Raw genomic sequence first — 20,562 nt, 5'->3', positions numbered from 1 at the left:
CTTTAGTAGCCATTCTATGAAAGCAAAAAACATACTCAATTTAGCGTTGCTGACAGCGCTCATCAGCATGACCGGCTGCACCAAGAACAGCGGCGTCGGTGGCACAGCAAGCGATGCGACGTCCACAACCCTGGCCGCCAATGCCCAGTTCGCCAAGGATCTGAAGCTCGATGACCCACAGGACTTTGAAGATGCCAAGCGCGGCTTTGTCGCCAAGCCCACAGGCAAATTATTGGCTGCAGACGGCAGTGTGCTGTATGACTATGACGCCTATCAGTTTATAAAGGGCCAGTCGCCAGATACCGTCAATCCCAGCCTGTGGCGTCACGCCCGCCTGAATGCCGAGATCGGTCTCTTCAAGGTCACTGACGGCATCTACCAGCTGCGCGGTTTTGACGTCGCCAACATCACGTTGATTGAAGGTAAAACGGGCTGGATCGTGGTGGATGCCCTGACCACTCGCGAAAGCTCCGCCGCTGCCATGGCTTTTGCGCGCCAACATCTGGGTGACAAGCCCGTCACCGCTTTGGTGTTCTCCCATAGTCACATCGACCACTTTGGTGGTGCGCTGGGCGTGCTGACGCCCCAGGAGGTCAGCGAACGCAAAGTGCCGGTGATTGCACCCACAGGATTTATGGAAGAAGCCACCAGCGAAAACGTGATGGTTGGCACGGCCATGGGCCGCCGCTCTATATACCAGTTTGGGCGCGACCTGGAACTCTCGGCCAAGGGCAATGTGGACACCGGCCTGGGTAAGAACGTGGTCTATGGCACCTTCGGCATCTTGCCGCCTACCCAACTCATTACCAAACCCACCGAAGAGCTGACGCTGGATGGCGTGCACTTTGTGTTCCACAACGTTCCCGGTGCAGAAGCCCCTGCCGAATTGACCTTCTTCATTCCAGAGAAAAAGGCCTACGGCGGTGCCGAAAATCTGACACAAACCATGCACAACCTGCTACCCATACGCGGCGCCAAGGTGCGCGACGCCCTGCGCTGGTCCGAGTACATGGAACAGGCGCTGGAGCAAACGGCGGGCACCGAGGTGTATTTCGGTCAACACAACTGGCCCATTTGGGGCAATGCGCATATCCAAGACTTCATCAAAGCGCACCGCGATGTCTATAAGTACACCCACGACCAGACCGTGCGCCTGATCAACGCGGGTTACACCCGCAATGAAATTGCCGACAAGATCAAACTACCCAAGTCGTTGGAAGATCACTTTGGCGCACGCGGTTACTACGGCGACCTGCGCCACAACGTGCGGGCGGTCTACCAGTTTTACCTGGGCGCCTATGACGGCAACCCGGCCACCCTGAATCCGCTGCCTCCGCAGGAGGCTGCCAAACACTATCTGGAGCTTTTGGGTGGTGCCGATAAGGCGGTAGCGGCAGCGCAGACCGCCTATGACAAAGGCGAATATCGCTGGGCGGCAGAACTGCTGAACCAAGCCGTATTTGGCGATCCTTCCAGCAAAGCGGCCAAGGAATTGCTGGCCAAGACGTATGACCAAATGGGTTATATGTCCGAATCTGCGACCTGGCGCAACAGCTACCTGACGGGAGCCGCCGAATTGCGCAACGGCCCTCCTGCGAAGGGTGTCAGCCGCGCAGGCTTTGTTGAAATGCTGATGCAAACCCCGGTGGAGCGCTTCCTGGAGGCGATGGCGGCAGGCCTGGACGGTCCCGCAGCCGATGGCAAAAATCTGAAGGTCAACCTGGTCCTCAGCGATATCAAGGAATCGTATGTGCTCTGGATTGAAAATGCCGTGCTGCATTACAAGAAAGCCGCGCCTGACACAGATGCCAATGCCACCCTGACACTGACCAAATCCATCTTCATCAAGATGATGGCAGGTACTGCCGGCGTGAAAGATACTTTGCTCAGCGATGACCTGAAGATAGATGGCAGCAAGATCGACTTGGTACGCTTTCTTGGCCTGATCGACAAGGCACCTGGCAACTTTGCCATCGTGACCAAGTAATGATCAACAAGGAGTCACCGTGAACGCCCCCACCACACCCTACCTCGACTTGCCGCAAATCCCCGCTGAGTTCCAACAATGTTTTGACTCCCAACGCGCGGCCTACCTGGAGCACCCCGAGCCCACGCTGGCCGAGCGCCGCCAGGATTTGCTGAACCTCTCGCGCATGCTCAAAGAAAATCGGGAGGCACTGGTGGCGGCCATTAACGCGGACTATGGCAGTCGCTCCGAGTTTGAAACCCTGTTTGCCGAATTCTTTGTGGTGCTGGAAACCATCAAGGATTCGTCCAAAAATCTCAAGAAGTGGATGAAACCCCAGCGCCGCCACATCGACATGTTGACTTACCCTGGCGCGTCCAACCGAGTCATCCCGCAGCCGCTGGGCGTGGTGGGCATCATCGTGCCCTGGAACTTCCCGCTGAACCTGACCTTCTCCCCGCTGGCGGCCATCTTTGCTGCGGGCAACCGGGCCATGGTGAAGATGTCCGAGAACTCGCGCCACTTGGCGCTGTTGCTTGCGCAAATCAGCCCCATGTATTTCCCGGAAGACAAGCTCAAGTTCTTTGAAGACGGCGGTGGCCGCGGACCAGCGTTCTCCAGCATTCCGTTCGACCACCTGCTGTTCACAGGCTCTGGCACTACAGGCCGCGCGGTCATGGCCAATGCGGCACGCAATCTGACACCCGTCACACTGGAGTTAGGTGGCAAAGCTCCCGCCATCGTCGGGCCTGACTTCTCCATCAAGACCGCCGCCGAACGCATCATGTGGGTCAAGATGTTGAACGCCGGCCAGATCTGCACCAACATCGACTACGTGTTCATCCCCGAAGGCAAGGTGGATGAGTTTGCAACGCACTGCAAGCGCCTGTTTGCCGAGCGCTTTCCGGATATCAACGCCAACGACTACACGTCCATCATCGACCAACGTTCGTATGAGCGACTGCAAGGTACTCTTGAGGATGCACGCGCCAAGGGCGCTACGCTGGTCAACCTGTCAGAAGGGCAAACACCCAACGCGCAAGCCCGCAAATTCCCACCGCACCTGGTGCTGAACCCCACGGCCGACATGATTCTGTCGCAGCGTGAGATCTTCGGCCCCATCCTGCCGGTGCGCACGTACAAAGGCCAAATGGAAGTGGCCCGCTACATCAACAGCCATGACCGCCCGCTGGCGATCTATCCGTTAACCAACGACAAGGAACTACAGCGTTTCTATATCTCGCGCGTGATGTCGGGCGGTGTGTCCGTCAACGAAGCCCTGTTGCATGTAGGCCAGCACGACCTGCCCTTTGGCGGCGTCGGCCCCAGCGGTATGGGCCACTACCATGCGATTGAAGGTTTCAACACCTTCTCCAAATTGCGCCCGGTGTTCTACCAGGGCCCGTTCTCTGCCATTCAGATGCTGTTCCAGCCACCCTATGCGGGCCGGGCCATGAAAATTCTGAACTTGATGATCCGGTGGAAGACCTGATTACCGAGAGTACCCATGCGTTGATGAGAGTCGCACCATATCCATCAACTTTCGAAAATTGCAAACACTGCTCTGTTTCGCTGCCGCTGTGCACAACGGTGCCGACGCGGGAAAAGTTTTGGCATACGGCCCCACAACCATGCGGGGAATGCAATAGACTCGTTCCAGCGCTTAAAGAGGGGCCCCATGGAATCGTTTCGTTGGGATACGTGTTTCGTCACCGGCATACCCACCGTTGATGAACAGCATCACCGCTTGGTGGACATCATCAACGCATTTGGCGACCTCTTGTTGCGACCCGAAGGCAGCACCGGCGAAGAAATGGAACGCGTGTTTGCGGAATTGGCAGACTACGCCGCCTACCATTTCAGCGAAGAAGAGCTCCTGATGCAAGAGCATGCCATTGACTCGCGCCACTTTGCGCACCAGAAAAAGGAGCACGCCCAGTTTCTGGTGGATGTTGCCTTCATGCGAACCGGCGCGGCCAGCAACCAGCGTGGCAAGGCCAGCGAACTGCTGCAGTACCTGTGCAACTGGCTGGCTTACCATATTCTGGGCTCTGACCAGTTACTGGCACGGCTGGTGGAGGCCACCCAACTCGGCATGTCACAAGAAGCCGCCTTTGCAGCCCACCGCAAGGAACACGACCCGGCCACAGCCACGCTGTTGCAGGCCATGAACCGGCTGTTTGAACAGGTCTCCGAACGCAACCGCGAGTTGGCAGAGCTGAACCAGACACTAGAGGCGCGGGTTGTTGAGCGCACCCACGCGCTATCAGACGCCAATCTGCGCCTGGAGAATATGGCTATGACCGACGTACTGACCGGCCTGCCCAACCGACGCCATGCCTTGCTTGCACTGGAGCGAGAGTGGCGCAGAGCCGACGACCATGGCGCACCACTGGCGTGCATGTTGTTGGACGCCGATGGCTTCAAACACATCAACGACACGCAGGGCCACGATGCGGGAGACGAGGTCTTATGCCGCCTGGCGGTGCAACTGAGCCATGCGGTGCGCAACGATGATCTGGTATGCCGCCTCGGTGGCGATGAATTTTTGATCGTTTGCATCGACACCCCACTGGACGGCATGCTGCAACTGGCCGAGAAAGTGCGCCGAGAAGTTGCTGCACTGTACGTGCCTGCTGGCGATGGAGGCTGGCAAGGCAGCATCAGCGTGGGCGTAGCCGTACGCAGCGCCAACATGCGCAGTCTGGAAGACCTGCTCAAGGCAGCCGACATGGGGGTTTACCAAGCCAAACACCTGGGCCGTAACTGCGTAGCGACAGGCGGATGATTAGAGGACGGCTGTAGTCAGAGTGTCTGCCGACAGCAGACTGGCAAACCAGAACGTTCCAAAGCACCGCGTGCGCAAGAGCCGTAGGGACTGGTTCTACGCATGACCCGGCATGCCCGCATGACACCAGCCCTCGCAAGGACCCATTGGATAATGGAACAACACCATGCACGACGAACGCAACGCCACCCACCTGCACTGGCTGCCTCTGCTCGCAGTGCTCAAGCAGTATCCGCGTGCCTGGTTTCGCCACGACCTGGTGGCAGGTCTTTCGACTTGCGTGGTGATGATTCCCTCGGTCATGGCCTACGCCGAGCTGGTGCACTTGCCGCCAGTTACCGGCCTGTATGCGGCGCTGGCGGCCTGTATTGGGTATGCACTGTTTTCCAGTTCCCGCCAGGTCATTGCCGGGCCCGACGCCGCTATCGGTCTGCTGGCAGGCTCGGTGATTTTGCCGCTGGCTGCCGGTGACGCTGGCCGCGTGGCCTTGCTGGCCGCCGAGTTGGCCTTGCTATCAGGCGCACTGCTGCTGTTGGCAGCCCAATTGCGGTTGGGCAATGTGGCCGACCTGCTGTCACGCCCTGTTTTGGTGGGCTACCTGAACGGTGCATCCCTGTTGCTGCTGGCGACCCAGTTGGGCAAGCTGTTTGGGATCACGACCGTGGGTGATGCCTTCATCCCGCATATCCAGTCCCTGCTGTCCCAAATCCACGCCGTTCATGCACCCACAATGATGCTGGGCCTGGGTCTGATCACTCTGCTGTGGGGGCTGGCGCGCTGGTTGCCCAAGGTACCGGGCGCCCTGGTGGCCTGCACCGTGGCAGTGGTGCTCACCGAGGTGTTGGACCTGCAGCGCTACGGCATCACCGTGGCGGGCGCCGTGCCACGCGGTCTGCCGCAACCGGCCACGTTTGCAATGTCGTGGAGCGACATCAACGCGCTGGCGCCCGCAGCATTGGCGCTGGCCTTTTTGACGTTTTCAGATGGCATTCTGTTGGCGCAAACCTTTGCCGCCAAACACCAGGACGAAGTCAACCCCAACCAGGAGTTGGTGGCGCTGGGCGTGGCCAACGTGTTGTCTGCGTTATGCCAAGGTTTTGCCGTATCTGCCAGCCAGTCGCGTACAGCAGTGGCCGATGGTACGGGTGCGCGGTCCCAGGTGGCTCAGCTGGTGGCAGCTGCGGGCTTGTTACTTTTTTTGCTGTTTCTGACAAGTGCCATCGACCAACTGCCCACCGTGGCCTTGGCTGCCATTCTGCTGGTGACGGCGGCTCGTATGCTGGAGTTGGCTCCACTGCACCACTTGCTGCGCATTGACCGGGTGGAATTTGGCATTGCCATGGGGGTAACCGGGGCTATTTTGGTGGCCGGCGTAGTGCCCGGCATCATCCTGGGGATTTTGGTGTCGCTGATCGCGGTGTTGGTGGAAATTTCACGGCCCGGTGGAGCCGTGCTGCGGCGCTTGGCGGTTGACGGCAAGTTTCATGACTGCAAGAACGACGACGAAGGCGAATACATCCCCGGCCTGCTGGTGTACCGCCCCTATGCACCGCTGATTTTTGCCAATGCCCGCCATGTGTTGGACCACATTGAAACCCTGGCAGAACAAGCCGGGCCCACGCTCCGGTGGCTGGTGATTGATGCCCAGGCCATCACCGATATCGACATCACAGCCGGCGAAAAGCTGGCCCAATTGCAACGCGAATTATTGGCCCAAGGTGTGGAGCTGAAGTTTGCCGACTGCCCGCGCCCCTTGCGCGAGCAGTTGCAACGTCTAAACGCACGGGGACTTTTGGAGCCACAGGAATTTTTTGTGTCGGTGGGCAAGGCCGCGCAGGCCTTTGAGCAGCGTTCCTGAATGCGCAGTGGGCCGTGCCCTTGCCCACACGCGCGCAACCGCTCAGGCGTTTTCCAGCAGGATCTCTTCCATGGTGTGGGCGGCGCGCTTGCAACCATGCAGAACCGCTACCTGCGTGAAATAGAAGCGGCGCATTTTCATGGCGTGCCAGGCGGCCTGCTCGTCGCCCTCTTCACGAAACAGTTTGGTGATGGCCTCGCGCATCAGGTCGCTGGCCTGGGACTCCAGCGCATCAATCTGCGGGCACAGCACGGCAAGGCGCGGGGCCTGCTCGCGATCAGACAATGCAATCACCGCACGGTTCAGTAGCAGGCAGGCGTCCGAGGCCAGTGAGGCCAGCGCCCGCGCCTCGGGCGTGGAGTTGCCAATGTTGTACATGTTGACCGCATTGGCCACACTTTGCAGGGTGTTGAGCACGCGGTCCAGGTCCAGAATCAGGGTATGCAACTGGTCGCGGTTGATGGGCGTGGTGAAAGACTCGTACAACAGCCGGATGAAATCGGCCTTGATGGCATCGGCGCTGGTTTCATTGAGGTTCACTTCCTCAATCAAGAGGGCGGTTTGGTGACCCTCGTTGCCCAGGCCGGTGATCAGACGCAAGGTAGCACTGGCGCCTGCCACCAGCCGATCGGTATGGGCCGCCAGAAGAATGAAAAAGGTGCTGCGCTGCGAAATGACATTGTTGAGCATGGTGGTCTCTTGGAACGGATCAGAGGAAGCTGCGGCCCACGTACCAAAACGCTGCCGAGATCAGACCCGAGGCCGGAATGGTGAGCACCCAGGCAATCACCAGGTTGAAGGTCAGCCCCCAGCGCACCGCCCTTACATCCTGCGCGGTTCCCACGCCCACAATGGCTCCGGTGATGGTGTGGGTGGTAGACACGGGAATGCCGGCCAGTGTGGCCAGCCCCAAGCTGATGGCCCCACCCATGGAAGCACAGGAGCCGCTCACCGCATTGAGCTTGGTGATCTTGCTGCCCATGGTTTTGACGATGCGCCAGCCCCCCAGGTAGGTGCCCCAGGCTATGGCGCCGTAGCAGCCATACACCACCCAGTTGGGCAGGCTGGCAACGTCTGGCGTGGCAATCCCGGCAGTGATCATCAACAACCAGATGATGCCGATGGTCTTTTGCGCATCGTTGCCACCATGGCCCAAACTGTAGGCACCAGCAGCAAACAATTGCCCGTAACGAAACCAGTTGCTGACCTGGTGCGGCGACTTCTTGCGAAATGTCCACGCCACCAGCACCATCAGCATGCCGCCCAGAAAAAACCCAATCAGCGGCGACACGATGATGAACAACAAAATCTTGCCAAAACCGCTCCACACAATGGGTGCCAGCCCGCCGGCTTTGACCACGGTGGAGCCCACCAACCCGCCGACCAGGGCGTGCGAGGATGAGGACGGAATGCCGTAGTACCAGGTAATGATGTTCCACGACAACGCACCCATGAGGGCGCCAAAAATCACGAAATGGTCCACATAAGCCGGGTCCACCGTGCCCTTGCCGATGGTGGCGGCCACATGGAGCTGGAACACCCACAGGGCGATAAAGTTGAAGGCGGCGGCAAACAGCACGGCCTGCTTGGGCGTGAGTGCCCCGGTGGCCACAATGGTCGAGATGGAGTTGGCGCCGTCATGAAAGCCATTCATGAAGTCGAAGGCAAACGCAACGGCAATCAGCAGGACCAGCGACCACATGCTGATATTTAGATGTTCCATGGGGCGATCTCTCAGGAATTCTCGATCAGGATTTCTTCAATGGTCTTGGCTGCATCTTCACAGCAGTCCAAAACCTCTTCCTGCAGGGCATAGAACTCCCGCATCTTGAGTGCCGTCCAGACCGAGCCGCCATCGCGGAACAACTGGGTAATCGCCTTGCGCTGCACCCGGTCGGCGCGGGACTCGATGGCGTCAATCTCCTTGCACAGCTCCGTCGTCTCGGAGTTGCGTTTTTTGTCCGGCAGGGCAATCACGGCGCGGTTCAGGCGCATGCAGGCGTCAGCGCCCAGGGAGGCCATTTCGCGCGACTCGACGGTGGACTCCAGAATGTTGTACATCCCCACCGCATTGGCCACGGCCTGCAAGGCGTTCAGCACGGCATCCAGCTCGATGGTGAGGGTGTGGATCTGGTCGCGGTTGATGGGGGTGGTGAAGGACCGGTGCAATAGCGCAATCACCTGCGCCTTGATTTTGTCGGCGCTTTGTTCGTTCATGTTGACCTCGGCCACCAGAACGGGAATGTCTTCGGTGCCCACACCCAGCCCATTCATGAGTCTCAGGGTTGCGTTGGCACCAGCCACCACGCGGTCCGAGTGTGCCGCGAGCAACTCAAAAAATTCTGCGCGCTGCGGCATCAGGCTACTAAACATGGAAACTCCTAGTGGGAATGCGGGCGCTACGGTGTGCCCGCGCCAGGAAGCCTCTAATGGTAACCCCTGAGCGCGGCGATAATCCTGACCACATGGCACTGATTACCTTACTTGACGCCCAACTCGCTTTTGGGCACGTTCCCCTGCTGGACCACGCAGGCTTTTCACTCGAAACCGGCGAGCGCGTGGGTCTGATCGGACGCAACGGCGCTGGCAAATCCTCCCTCCTCAAAATCCTGGGCGGCATGGAAAAGCCCGACGACGGCAGCCTGCAGGTGCAAAACAACACCCGGATTGCGTTTGTGGCGCAGGAACCGCAGCTCGATGCGAATGCTACTATTTTTGAAGCAGTTAGCGTAGGTTTGGCGAGGGCTAGAGCCCTTATTGAAGAATACTCTCTGGGCCACGGCGACCTGGATGCCATGCAAAGCGAGATCGAATCTCTGGATGGCTGGACCTGGGAGCAGCGCGTGGAAGAGACCCTGCACCGCCTGCACCTGGACCCTCAGGCGCTGGTGCGCAACCTCTCCGGCGGTACCAAAAAGCGCGTGGCCCTGGCCCAGGCCCTGGTGTCGGCGCCGGACGTGCTGTTGCTGGACGAGCCCACCAACCACCTGGATCTGGACTCCATCGAATGGCTGGAAGACCTGCTGGTGGAGTTCAAAGGCAGCATCATCACCATCACCCACGACCGCACCTTTCTGGACAAGGTGGCCACCCGCATTGTCGAACTGGACCGTGGGCAACTACTGTCTTACCCCGGCAACTTTGGTGCCTTTGTGACCCAAAAGGCCGAGCAACTGGCACAGGAAGCCGTCATCACCGCCAAGGCCGACAAACTGCTGGCCCAGGAAGAGGTCTGGATCCGCAAGGGGGTGGAGGCGCGTCGTACCCGGGCCCAGGCCCGCATCGACCGCTTGAAGACCCTGCGCGCCGAGCACGCCACGCGGCGCAACGCCCAAGGCAGCGTGAAGATGGATGTGGCCAGCGGCGCGGCCAGCGGCAAGCTGGTGTCCGAGATGACCCACGTCACCAAATCCTTTGGTGAAAAATGCATCGTGCGCGACTTCTCTGCCACCATTCTGCGCGGCGACAAGATTGGCCTGCTGGGCCCCAACGGCGCCGGCAAGACCACCCTGCTCAAGCTCATTCTGGGCGAACTGCAACCCGACCCGGCCCCCGCCAACGCCCCCAAGCCCGAACCCGGCCACAGCCCCTGGGGCACGGTGCGCCTGGGCGCCAATGTGACGGTGGCCTACTTCGACCAGATGCGCAACGCGCTGGACCTGGACGCCACGCTGGAAGATTTCATCAGCCCCGGCTCGGAATGGATCGAAATCGGCAACCAGAAGAAGCACGTCAAGAGCTACCTGGGCGACTTTTTGTTCTCACCAGCCCGCGCCAACTCGCCGGTGCGCAGTCTCTCGGGCGGCGAACGCAACCGCTTGCTGCTGGCGCGCCTGTTTGCCCGCCCTGCCAACGTGCTGGTGCTGGACGAACCCACCAACGACCTGGACATTGACACGCTGGAACTGCTGGAAGACCTGCTGCAGAACTACGACGGCACGGTGTTTTTGGTCAGCCATGACCGCAGCTTCATGGACAACGTGGTCACCAGCACCATTGCGTTTGAGGGCGATGGGCGCTGGCGCGAGTACGAGGGCAGCGTGGAAGACTGGCTGATCCAGAGCCGGCGCGCCAGCGAGATCAAGGGTCAAAAAGGCAGCAAGCCCTCGCAAAGTCTACGTAGTCAGCTATTGAAAAATGAGCAAATTGCAGCGCCAACGCCTCCGCTGGCGCCCGCAGCCCCTGCACTTAAAACGCGCAAGCTCAGCTTCAAGGAGCAGCGCGAATTAGACGGTCTGCCCGATCAAATTGCTGCGTTGGAAGCCGAACAAAAAATTGCCGCTGAGACCTTGGCTGATGGCAGTCTCTATGCCATCGACAACGTGCGTGCCATGAAGCTAGCCAGCCGTAGCGCCGAGATCGACGAGCTGCTGATGGCAACGCTGGAGCGCTGGGAAGAACTGGGCAAGCCCGCCTGAGTTCAACCCCGGCTGGCGCGCGATACCCGCCAGCTACACCACGCCCTGGTGATGCAACGCGGCAATGGCAGCCGCATCCAGCCCCAAGCCGGCCAGCACCGCATCGGTGTGCTCGCCCAACGCTGGGGGTGGGCGCTGCACCACCGGGGGCGTATCCACCAGACGCAAAGGGCTGGCCACCGTTGCTATTGATTGAATAGCTTTATTCGTAGTATTGACGAGGGCTAGAGGCTGATTAATCACCAAACCTCTGGCCTGAACCTGGGCATCGGCAAAAGCCTGCCCAATCGTATTGATGGGGCCGCACGGTACCGCCTTGTCTTCGAGCAGCGCAATCCACTGGGCAGTGGTACGCGTGCGCGTGACGGCTTGCATGGCCGCAATCAAGGTCTCGCGGTGGGTTACGCGCAGCGTGTTGCTGGCGTAGCGGGCGTCTTGCGCCCATTGCGGTTGGCCTGCGGCTTCGCAAAAGCGCGCGAACTGGCCGTCGTTGCCAATGGCCAGCAGCATGGAGCCATCCGCCGTGGGAAAGTCCTGGTAAGGCGCCAGGCTGGGGTGGCTGTTGCCCTGGCGCTGCGGCACCTTGCCGGTGTTCAAAAATCCTGCCGCCTGGTTGGCCAGCGTGGCCATGCCCACGTCCAGCAACGCCATGTCGATATGCTGCCCCACGCCGGTGCGGTGGCGCACTTCCAGCGCGGCCAGGATAGCGCTGCAGGCGTAAACGCCCGTGAACAGGTCGGTCAGCGCCACACCCACCCGCTGCGGGCCGCCGCCCGGTGTGCCGTCGGCACGGCCGGTGATGTCCATCATGCCGCTCATGGCCTGGATCATCAGGTCGTAACCGGCGCGTTCGGCATAGGGGCCGGTCTGGCCAAAGCCGGTGATGGAACAGTAGATGAGGCGCGGGTTGAGTGCCTTCAGGCTTGCATAGTCCAGCCCATATTTGGCCAGGCCACCCACCTTGAAGTTTTCCACCAGCACATCGCTTTGCAACGCCATCTGGCGGATCAGCGCCTGGCCTTCGGGGTGGGCCATGTCGATGGTGACCGAGCGCTTGTTGCGGTTGCAGGCGGTGAAGTAGGTGGCGTGCTGGGTGGCGTTGCCGTCAGCATCCTGCAGGAAGGGAGGGCCCCAGTGGCGGGTGTCATCGCCTTCGCCGGGTTTTTCTACCTTGACCACGTCGGCACCCAGGTCGGCCAGCATTTGGGTGCACCACGGGCCGGCCAACACTCGGGAGAGGTCCAGGACCTTGATGTGGGGTAGGGCACCTTGGGTTGTTTGGTCTGCTTCGGTCATCATGTCTTTTACCTGTTGTGGCTTGTTTGTGGGTTTGCCTTGCAGGGGTCTTCCTCACTTCCCCCACTCTCCCCCCGCCCTCTCGCCCCGCCGGGCGAGAGGGGGCCTTAACAGCCATATTTGGCCGCGTCTTGAAACAAGGGGCGTACACACTCAATTGCCAACGCTACAAACTGTGCCGCGCGCCGGTTTAGTCACTGCGCACCCAAAAGAGCCCCCATCACCAGGTTGTACGTGCCCCCTTAAAACACGCGGCCAAATATGGCTGTTCGGCTCCCCTTTCCGCCCTGGCGAGGGTGGAAAGGGGCGGGGGGGATAGGGGGTGTGTTCAGAAAGCCTCCTGCAAGGCAAAGCAAGAAAGAACTAAAACGCGGCAATCCCCGTCTGCGCCCGACCCAATATCAGCGCATGAATATCGTGCGTGCCCTCATAGGTATTAACGACTTCAAGGTTGACCAAATGCCGCGCCACCCCAAACTCATCGGAGATGCCATTGCCACCCATCATGTCGCGCGCCAACCGCGCAATGTCCAGCGACTTGCCGCAGGAATTGCGTTTCAAAATCGACGTGATCTCGACCGAGTCGGTGCCTTCATCCTTCATGCGTCCCAAACGCAAACAGCCCTGCAAGCCCAGCGCAATTTCGGTCTGCATGTCGGCCAGCTTTTTCTGGATCAACTGGTTGGCCGCCAGGGGTTTGCCAAACTGTTTGCGGTCCATGGTGTATTGGCGGGCGCGCAGCCAGCAGTCTTCGGCCGCACCCAGGGCACCCCAGGCAATGCCGTAGCGGGCACTGTTCAGGCAGGTGAAGGGACCCTTCAAGCCTTGCACTTCGGGGAAAGCGTTTTCCTCGGGGCAAAACACACCGTCCATGACGATTTCGCCGGTAATGCTGGCGCGCAAACCCACCTTGCCGTGGATAGCAGGGGCGCTCAACCCCGGCATACCTTTTTCCAGCACAAAGCCACGAATCGGGCCAACTTGGCCGCCTTCTGAAACTTCCTTGGCCCAGACCACAAACACATCGGCAATGGGGCTGTTGCTGATCCACATCTTGCTGCCAGATAGTTTGTAGCCGCCGGCCACTTTGTGCGCGCGGGTCGCCATGGAGCCGGGGTCGGAGCCGTGGTCCGGCTCGGTCAGGCCAAAGCAGCCAATCCACTCACCCGTGGCCAGCTTGGGCAAATACTTCTGGCGCTGTGCTTCAGTGCCAAATTCAAAAATTGGCACCATCACCAAGACTACTTTGTACGCTCATCATGGAGCGGTAGCCGCTGTCTACACGCTCTACCTCGCGGGCAATCAGGCCGTAAGCCACGTAGTTGAGGCCGGGGCCGCCATACTGCTCGGGGATGGTGGGGCCCAGCAGGCCCAATTCGCCCATCTCGCGGAAGATGGCGGGGTCCGTCGTGCCATCGCGAAAGGCCTGCGTGACGCGGGGCAACAATTTGTCTTGGCAATAGGCGGCTGCAGCGTCGAGCACCATGCGTTCGTCGTCACTGAGCTGGCTGTCCAGTAAAAAAGGGTCTTGCCAATTGAATGTTGCGTGGGCCATGGGCGCGAACCTTTCCAGTGTTTGTCAGTTGATAAGACGAAATGATGGCAAATGGTAGTGCTGAACTGTGTCGGGCACAAACGATTGTTCTGCACTCAGCTATGCGTTCATCGCATACCTTGTGCGGTGGCGCTAGCAGCGGGGCAATGTGGCACCGCGATTGATGGCGTCCACGGTGCTGACCATAGTTTCCCAATAAGCAGGGAGTCCGGACCAAGGGTTACCCACGTCGGTGGCGAAGTTGTATTCGCGGTCAGTGGCGTACACCAGCCCTGCGTTGTTGCGCGCGGTAGCGGCTGCTTGCATAGCAGTTTGCATGGCAGCGCAGCTGGCGGTGTTGTGCGCGAGCATGGCCTGCGTTTGGTTTGCATAGCTATACAGCCATGCGTTTTGCGGGCGGGGGTCGAACTTTTGGTAGTCGGATGCTGTACTCTCGAAGACCACCAGGGTATCCGCCACGCTGGCATATTGCGCAGCCGGAACCATGCCCGGGTTGCCTACCACCCGCAGGCTGGGGTCTAAGCTCTTGATGTAACTGTAGATTTCCCGGTAGAAGTCGAGCCGTTGGGGCTCGCTGGCCATCTCATCCAGAAAAATGCCGCTGATGCGCTCACGGCCATACAGCTGCAGGTAGCGGTCGATGTTGAGCTTGATGTCGGCAATGGAGCGCCCGCCTTTGCCATAGCCGGTGTAGACATACCCCAGCACTTTGCCACCGGCCGCGACAAACTGCGTGGTTGCGCGCGTGAAGTTGGCATCCGCGCTTGTGAAAATGCCATCGTTGGGGTTCATGATCGCCAAGATGGTCACCAACGGGTTTGCGGCGGCGCTCGTGGTGAGCGTGTTCCACGCAGAGCGCGTGGATGGGTAAAAATAGGCCGGCACCAGGATCTCCATGCGCGCAGGCGTCGGGCGCTGGTAGATGGTTTGCGTAGCCGTGCCGGCGCGATCGGTCTCAGCAACCGTTGCATTGATCTGCAGTGGGCCCGTTGCGCTGCTGGTCAGCGTGGTTGAAGCCACGCCTGTGCGGCTGCCCGGTGCGACTGGTGAAAAAGTGCCCGATGGCGTGGAAAAGCGCACCACCGTGCCATCGGCCACCGCAACACCGTTGACCGCAGCGCTGGCGCGCACCGCAACTGGTGTGCCAGCCGTGAAAACGTTGTCAAGCGCGCCAGGAGCCGTGATTTGGACGGTGACCGCCACCACCGGTGGCGGTGGCAGTGGCGTAACGTTGCCCGAATCTCCGCCACCGCAGGAGGCCAGCAGTGCGGCAAAGAAGAAAGCGCACAAGCGCAGACTGGGTTTGGTTGGGAGCATGGCAAACAAAGAGTGAATGGGTTGCCCGCCATTGTGCAGGGCAAAGTGGATGGTGATGCACCGCACGCGGCTTACTGCAGCATGAAGGTGCGGTATTCCAGCTGGTTGAGGCTGCGGGTCAGCAAAGCCAGGCCGGTGGACAGCGTAATCAGGGTGGACAGTGCAAAACCGTAGCCGTAAAACGCTGCGCCAAAGTACATGGTCAGGCCCGTCAACACCACGTTTAGCAGCACAAACTCCATGCACAGCAACAACACGATGCGGCGCTGGTCCAGGTAAAAGAACACGTTCAAAATCGCCATGAGACCCACCTGCAATCCGGCCCCAATAACCTGCACATGCAGCAGCGGCAAATACAAGCGCGAGATACCCAGGCCGTCTAGCAGTGCGGGCCCGGCAACAAAGGTCACAAGGACCGCAAGCGTCTGGATTTTGGCAATTTCGCCCAAGCCCTGCTGAATGGAGTAGACCATCTCATCGCGCATGGTTTCAATGTATCCCAGCGATCCACCGCTGCGCACGGCATCGTAAAACTTGTCGTAGTACTCCACAAAGTCAGTTTCAATACGGACTAAAAAAACCGCCATGCCCGGAATAATCGACAGGTACGATAGAAACACTGGCAGGTCGTATATCAACGAAGCCCGCAACCCTCCAATGATGGCCTGCGAGGTCGGCGGGAAGTACCAGAACATGAACTTGTCAGCCCAGATACCCAAGTTGTAGAGCAGACCGATCGCCATCAGCGACGGATAGAGCATGTTGCGGCGCAGAAAGTCAAAGGCTATATAGCTGCCCGTGGGGTTGAATTCGCGCACCACCAGCAGCCACATACCGGCCAGCAAGACGTAGTTGCCCAGTACAAAACCACCCAGCAAGCCTTCAAGCCCCCAACGGCGCATGAACAGAGCACCCGCCACAATAAGCAAATAAGACAGCCCGAACAGCACCACGATCGCTTTGTAGCGCTTCATGCCAGACAGCAAAACCGTCAGTATCCAGACCCCACACATCAGCGTAAAACCAGCCAACATGAGCAGGCGGTACAGCAGCCCTTGACCGGGAAGCACCACGAACAGTGCCACACTGCCCAAAACACCCGAGACCAACATCACGATCAGCAGCAGGCCGTGCAGGTTGGCAAGTACCAGTTCCTGTTGCTTTTCGAAGAGACGGTCAGAGATAAAGCGGGTGAAGGCCAATTGCACCAGCCCTGTCAAAATCAGACTGCTGGCAACCAGGTAGGTGACCGATGTCTGAAACTGCGTGACCAAATAGCCTGGAACCACCACGCTGGCGCTGAAGATACCAATCAACAGAATGCCAACAATGGAAAACACCCAGGGCCCAGATCCGATCACACCCGCATAGGCGTAGGCCTGCACGACGCTGAGGAGTGTGTTTTTGCGCAGCATGTGGCGCAATTCAAATCCGATGCCTGCCATCAGTGAACCCCAGCGGCCTGTTGAAAGGCCTTTTCGTAGACCGCGCGGTAGCGGTCGAACATCATGGTATCGGTGTAGTAACGCTCAACGCGCGCGATGGCGGCCAGACTGGCGGCCTGCCAGGCAACAGGATCGGTTAAGAGCGACAGTGCGGCGTCGGCCAGCTGCTGCGGGTCCGCAATGGGCACAATTTTCCCCGAATGTCCCAGCGCCTGGTCTTCAGCGTCAACCCTTCTACCAGTTGGCGGCAGGAGCCCACATCAGTGGACACGGCAGGCACACCGGCGGCGTATCCCTCTAATAGGACCAGCGGAAGCGCTTCACTGATCGACGAGAGCACCACCAGGCCAATGCGTGGCATCAAATCTTCGACCTTTTGGAAGCCCAGAAAATGAATGTTTTCTTCCAGGCCCAGGCTACGCACCAGACTCTGGCATTCTTCTGCGTAGGACGGGTCTTCCTCGGCAGGCCCGGCAATCCAGCCCTGGGCACCCGGAAGTTCATTGGCCACACGCCGCATGGCGCGCACAAAGGTTTTGATGTCTTTGATGGGGACGACCCGACCGATCAGGCACAGCACGGGTGGTGGCGTGGCCGGGCGCTGCGCACGCAGGGGCGCAAAACGCGCAAGCTGTATGCCGTTGGGAATATTGAAGGTGCGCTCGGGCATGGCGCCATCAGCCACTTGGCGCAGGCGATTGGCTTCGTACAAGGCAATGATCGGGTTGGCAGATGCGTAGCAGTAGCGCCCCATCCACTCAAAAAGTTGTATCCACATTTGGCGGAAGTACGACAGTTCTGTGGGGTCGCGTTGAAAGACATTGCGGTTGTCACGAATCCACTCACTTTTGAATAGATCGATTTTGCGTTCTTTGGTGTAAATGCCGTGCTCGGACAGAATCAGCGGCGTGCCCCGCGTTTGCTCCAGCAACGCACCGAGAAAGCCCGCGTAGCCCGTAGAGGCGCAGTGCGTCACACGTACAGGAATCAGCTCGGTGGCCACACGTGCCAGTAACCACAGCGGCTGAAACATGATGCGTACCGTCCAGAAGAAATCGACAAATGAGGGATCGCTGCAATGGTCCCGGTAGGCTGTGCAAATAATCTCCCACGCGCGTTGGCTGTACAGAAAATCTTCTAGTTTGAGCTTGCCGCCAGGGCGCATCTCCAGCACCAGTTGGCGAAGAATGTGCATGGTCTGAACGTTGTCGGCGCCGTGACCCAGGGCATCCAACAGTTGGTTGACCAAATCGAACGCTTCGGGGTCGCCACTGCGCATGGCGGGCTGGTGGTGCGCGTTGAGGTCTTCGTAGAGGTAATGTTCTTCAAAATGCACCACGTTGTCAGGTAGCGCATATTTGAACGCCTTGTAGTCTGCGCGGCGGCTCCCCAAAAATACGATGGCAAAACGTATTTCGGGGTATGCACGAATGATCTGGTTGATCCAGCTGGAGACACCGCCGCTCACGTAGGGAAAGGTGCCCTCCAGCACCAGCGCCACGTCTGCACTTTCGGCCTTGGGCGTGGTCATGGCGCACTCCAGTAGTCCACCACCGGGTGCAGGCGCGGCAGTGCACTCCATTGCCCCAGTTCTTGCATCAATGTGCGCGCCTGTCCAAAGTCCTTCTGCTCAAAACACAATTCGGCCTGGTAGGGCAGCACACGGCTGGCGGGCAAACCCAGTTCGCGGGCCCGCGTATAAGCAAGCGCGGCTTCGTCAGTGCGTTTTTGCTCGTGCAGCAGGCGACCACGTCGTAGGCACATCTGTGCATTGTGGGGGTGTTCCGCCAGCACCCACTCGCAGTACCGCAGGGATTCCTTGGCCGCGTGCTTGCGCAAGTCTCCCTGCACAAGGTCTTGGTAGATCAATTCCCAATACAAATCGGACAGGCGTTGCGCTGATTCCAGCGTGCGTGCGCCCGTTTGGCCATCTTCCTCCTGGGCAGCATGCAGAGCTGTCATTTCGACGTCAATGCTGCTGTTAATGCGCTTTTCAAGTGTATCGAGCATGCCGTAAGCGAGCAGTCGCAAGTCTTCGCTTGGATCGCTCAACACTGTGCGCAGCAGTGGCGATGCGGTGCGCCCCGAGACATACTGCAATGCCACCATAGCGCGCAAACGCGCATCCAGTGGCGCATGGATATTGCCCAAGAAAGAACGTAAACCTGCATGGCGGGAATGGCCTTGGCGACGTTGGTGCTGGTCAAATTCCGGCATTTGCAATGAGTCGAAATCCGCATGCGTGGCAGGTGTACGGTACAGACGCAAAACGATAGCTGCTGCCAGCATGCCGAAGAAGCCCGCAATGGGAATGCCATAGCTGCATGCCACCATTAGCAACAAAATGGGAAGCCGCGCCTGTGGTCGCTGGTTCAATAAAAGCGGAAACAGGAAAACCGACAGCAGCACGCAGGCGATTGCATGCACCACCAAATAGCTGGCCAATGCACTGTCAGCCTGGCCGTTCAACAGCGCAGGACCGCTCCAGGCACCGAGCTCCAGCAAAACCGCCGCGATGCCGAGTTTGAAGTTAACCATGCGCCAGATCGTGGATGCGTTGCAGCAACGCCAATGGGTTGTCGGCGTTCAGCGGCATGACATGCGCAAACACGCCAGCGGCGGCCAAGGGTTGGGCACCATTTTGCTGCGACCACGCTTCCAGCCGTTGGATGTATCCCTCGGCAGTGGCGGCATTCCCCAAGGGCATCAACATGGCCAGTATTTGCCGCTGCGGGGTGGCGATGAGCCAGTATTCGTCCAGTTCGCGTTTGAGGCGCTGGAGTTGCTGCGGCAAACCACGCGCAATGGCGCGGGGCAAGAACTCCAGCGCTACGATGATGCTGGGAACCCCCGTGGTGGATCGGATATGCGATAGACGCTGCGCTTCAAAGGCAAATTGTGCAGAGCAATCTGGCAAGGCCTGCAGGACGGGCTGTGCCAATGCTTGCATGGATAGCCCGTCGGTGTAATAGCCCAGCAGCAGGTTGATGGTCTGCAGGTTTTCTGCCTGCAGTGAGAAAAATGGCATTTCTTCGATTAGCAGCAGGCCGTACAGCTCACCGCCCAAGTCCAGCAGGGGTGCGGCAACCAGGTAGCGGCTTTGCTGCTGTGTTGCCAGCGCCTGGCTGATGTGGCAAAGCCTGCGCGACTCGATGGCCTGTTGCACCAGAGGATCGCTTTGCAGCGCCGGCTGCACCGCGCCCAGGCTGGCCAGTGGCGTCAAATGCACGCGATCGTCGACGGCCGCGTACAGCCCGGCAGTTTCCAGTTGGCAGTACTGTGCGAGGAGCCGCAACAGTGCTTCGGGACCCTGTGTAGTGCTGCCCACTTCTTGCAAGGTGGACAGCGCATCGCGCATGGACATGGGGCGGCCAATGAGCTCCTGCTCCAGACGGTCATGCGATAGACGCAGCAGGTAATACTGACGCACCAAATGCTCAAGCCGTTGGTCCAGATACAGTTGCAAGGTTTCAGCGCGGCGGGTGCGTGCTTGCCACAAGCTGGAAAACTCGCCCACCAACATCACCAGAATCAACCCCCCCAGAAAGTAGATCTGGGGGAAGTCGTCGTAGTGACCCACATTGAAACCAAGCCAACCGAGCAGCAGGACGCCAGAACCGCCCAAGCCTGCCAAGGGGCCATACCGAAGCGCCAGAATGACAGGAGTCAGCCATGGCCAGGGGAATGCACCTTGACTCCAGAGTGGATCGGTTGGATTCCAGAGGTACCCAAGTGCTATAGCGATCAGAGGCAGCAGGAACGTCTCTGCTGCCATAGCCCAGGGCCGAATGTCTGCGGTCGTTAGTTTGCCCAGCAGCGTGGATGGCCAGTGCGCGGGCCTGCTCGCCGGCGCCGCAGACGCCTCATTACCAGCCATCTGGCGGCGCGGCGCGGGGTTCTCGACAGGACTGCTCATGGG

General features: G+C 59.5%; 13 protein-coding genes and 2 pseudogenes. 5 read left to right on the top strand and 10 right to left on the bottom strand.

Going from position 1 to position 20,562, the window contains the following annotated elements; translation table 11 throughout:
• Positions 1–16 precede the first annotated feature (16 nt).
• The 4 genes from IPI80_RS16820 to IPI80_RS16805 all read left to right on the top strand — a co-directional run bounded on the left by IPI80_RS16820 (position 17) and on the right by IPI80_RS16805 (position 6,612).
• A complete protein-coding gene (locus IPI80_RS16820) occupies positions 17–1,987 on the top strand; it encodes an alkyl/aryl-sulfatase (protein ID WP_413862156.1) in 1,971 nt (656 codons plus the stop codon).
• 19 nt (positions 1,988–2,006) lie between these two features.
• The gene (locus IPI80_RS16815; protein WP_413862154.1) at positions 2,007–3,458 is read left to right on the top strand and encodes a coniferyl aldehyde dehydrogenase; all 1,452 of its coding nucleotides are present in this window, start codon (positions 2,007–2,009) and stop codon (positions 3,456–3,458) included.
• A gap of 186 nt (positions 3,459–3,644) precedes the next feature.
• Positions 3,645–4,754, top strand: coding sequence for a GGDEF domain-containing protein (locus IPI80_RS16810; RefSeq protein ID WP_413862152.1), 1,110 nt, complete (start codon positions 3,645–3,647; stop codon positions 4,752–4,754).
• A 166-nt stretch (positions 4,755–4,920) separates the two neighbouring features.
• Positions 4,921–6,612: a SulP family inorganic anion transporter gene (locus IPI80_RS16805; protein ID WP_413862150.1), complete on the top strand. Its 1,692-nt coding sequence runs from the start codon at positions 4,921–4,923 to the stop codon at positions 6,610–6,612.
• A gap of 42 nt (positions 6,613–6,654) precedes the next feature.
• On the opposite strand, the gene IPI80_RS16800 is transcribed toward IPI80_RS16805, so the two are convergent.
• Genes IPI80_RS16800 through IPI80_RS16790 form a run of 3 tightly spaced genes read right to left on the bottom strand, consistent with a single transcriptional unit; the run spans position 6,655 to position 8,985 of the window.
• On the bottom strand, positions 6,655–7,302 hold the full coding sequence (locus IPI80_RS16800) for a DUF47 domain-containing protein (RefSeq protein WP_413862148.1): 648 nt from the start codon (positions 7,300–7,302) through the stop codon (positions 6,655–6,657).
• A gap of 19 nt (positions 7,303–7,321) precedes the next feature.
• The gene (locus tag IPI80_RS16795) at positions 7,322–8,335 is read right to left on the bottom strand and encodes an anion permease (RefSeq protein WP_413862146.1); all 1,014 of its coding nucleotides are present in this window, start codon (positions 8,333–8,335) and stop codon (positions 7,322–7,324) included.
• Between the two features lie 11 nt (positions 8,336–8,346).
• Positions 8,347–8,985: a DUF47 domain-containing protein gene (locus IPI80_RS16790; protein WP_413862144.1), complete on the bottom strand. Its 639-nt coding sequence runs from the start codon at positions 8,983–8,985 to the stop codon at positions 8,347–8,349.
• A gap of 92 nt (positions 8,986–9,077) precedes the next feature.
• On the opposite strand from IPI80_RS16790, the gene IPI80_RS16785 reads away from it, so the two are divergent.
• Positions 9,078–11,030 (top strand): ATP-binding cassette domain-containing protein, encoded by a 1,953-nt coding sequence (locus IPI80_RS16785; RefSeq protein ID WP_413862142.1) that lies wholly within the window; start codon positions 9,078–9,080, stop codon positions 11,028–11,030.
• A 33-nt stretch (positions 11,031–11,063) separates the two neighbouring features.
• Here the strand turns inward: IPI80_RS16785 and IPI80_RS16780 are convergent, their stop codons facing one another.
• The 7 genes and pseudogenes from IPI80_RS16780 to IPI80_RS16750 form a co-directional block, all read right to left on the bottom strand.
• Positions 11,064–12,326 (bottom strand): CaiB/BaiF CoA transferase family protein, encoded by a 1,263-nt coding sequence (locus IPI80_RS16780; RefSeq protein ID WP_413862617.1) that lies wholly within the window; start codon positions 12,324–12,326, stop codon positions 11,064–11,066.
• Positions 12,327–12,689: 363 nt separating this feature from the next.
• Positions 12,690–13,881: pseudogene (locus IPI80_RS16775) on the bottom strand (acyl-CoA dehydrogenase).
• Between the two features lie 132 nt (positions 13,882–14,013).
• Positions 14,014–15,198, bottom strand: a complete 1,185-nt coding sequence (locus IPI80_RS16770; protein WP_413862140.1) for a spherulation-specific family 4 protein — start codon at positions 15,196–15,198, stop codon at positions 14,014–14,016.
• A 71-nt stretch (positions 15,199–15,269) separates the two neighbouring features.
• Complete coding sequence (pelG, locus tag IPI80_RS16765; protein ID WP_413862138.1) at positions 15,270–16,643, bottom strand: exopolysaccharide Pel transporter PelG; 1,374 nt, start codon at positions 16,641–16,643, stop codon at positions 15,270–15,272.
• Positions 16,643–18,174: pseudogene (gene pelF, locus IPI80_RS16760) on the bottom strand (GT4 family glycosyltransferase PelF). The gene pelG and the pseudogene pelF overlap by 1 nt, the downstream one beginning before the upstream one ends.
• Positions 18,171–19,181, bottom strand: coding sequence for a hypothetical protein (locus tag IPI80_RS16755; RefSeq protein WP_413862136.1), 1,011 nt, complete (start codon positions 19,179–19,181; stop codon positions 18,171–18,173). Before IPI80_RS16755 ends, pelF begins: the two are co-directional and overlap by 4 nt.
• On the bottom strand, positions 19,174–20,559 hold the full coding sequence (locus IPI80_RS16750) for a PelD GGDEF domain-containing protein (RefSeq protein WP_413862134.1): 1,386 nt from the start codon (positions 20,557–20,559) through the stop codon (positions 19,174–19,176). The genes IPI80_RS16755 and IPI80_RS16750 overlap by 8 nt, the downstream gene beginning before the upstream one ends.
• Positions 20,560–20,562 lie beyond the last annotated feature (3 nt).

It is taken from the genome of Candidatus Aalborgicola defluviihabitans (assembly GCF_016705985.1).
GTDB classification, from domain to species: Bacteria; Pseudomonadota; Gammaproteobacteria; order Burkholderiales; family Burkholderiaceae_C; genus Allorhodoferax; species Allorhodoferax defluviihabitans.
Note: the sequence above shows the minus strand (reverse complement) of the source record. Positions and strands in the feature narration are given on the sequence as shown.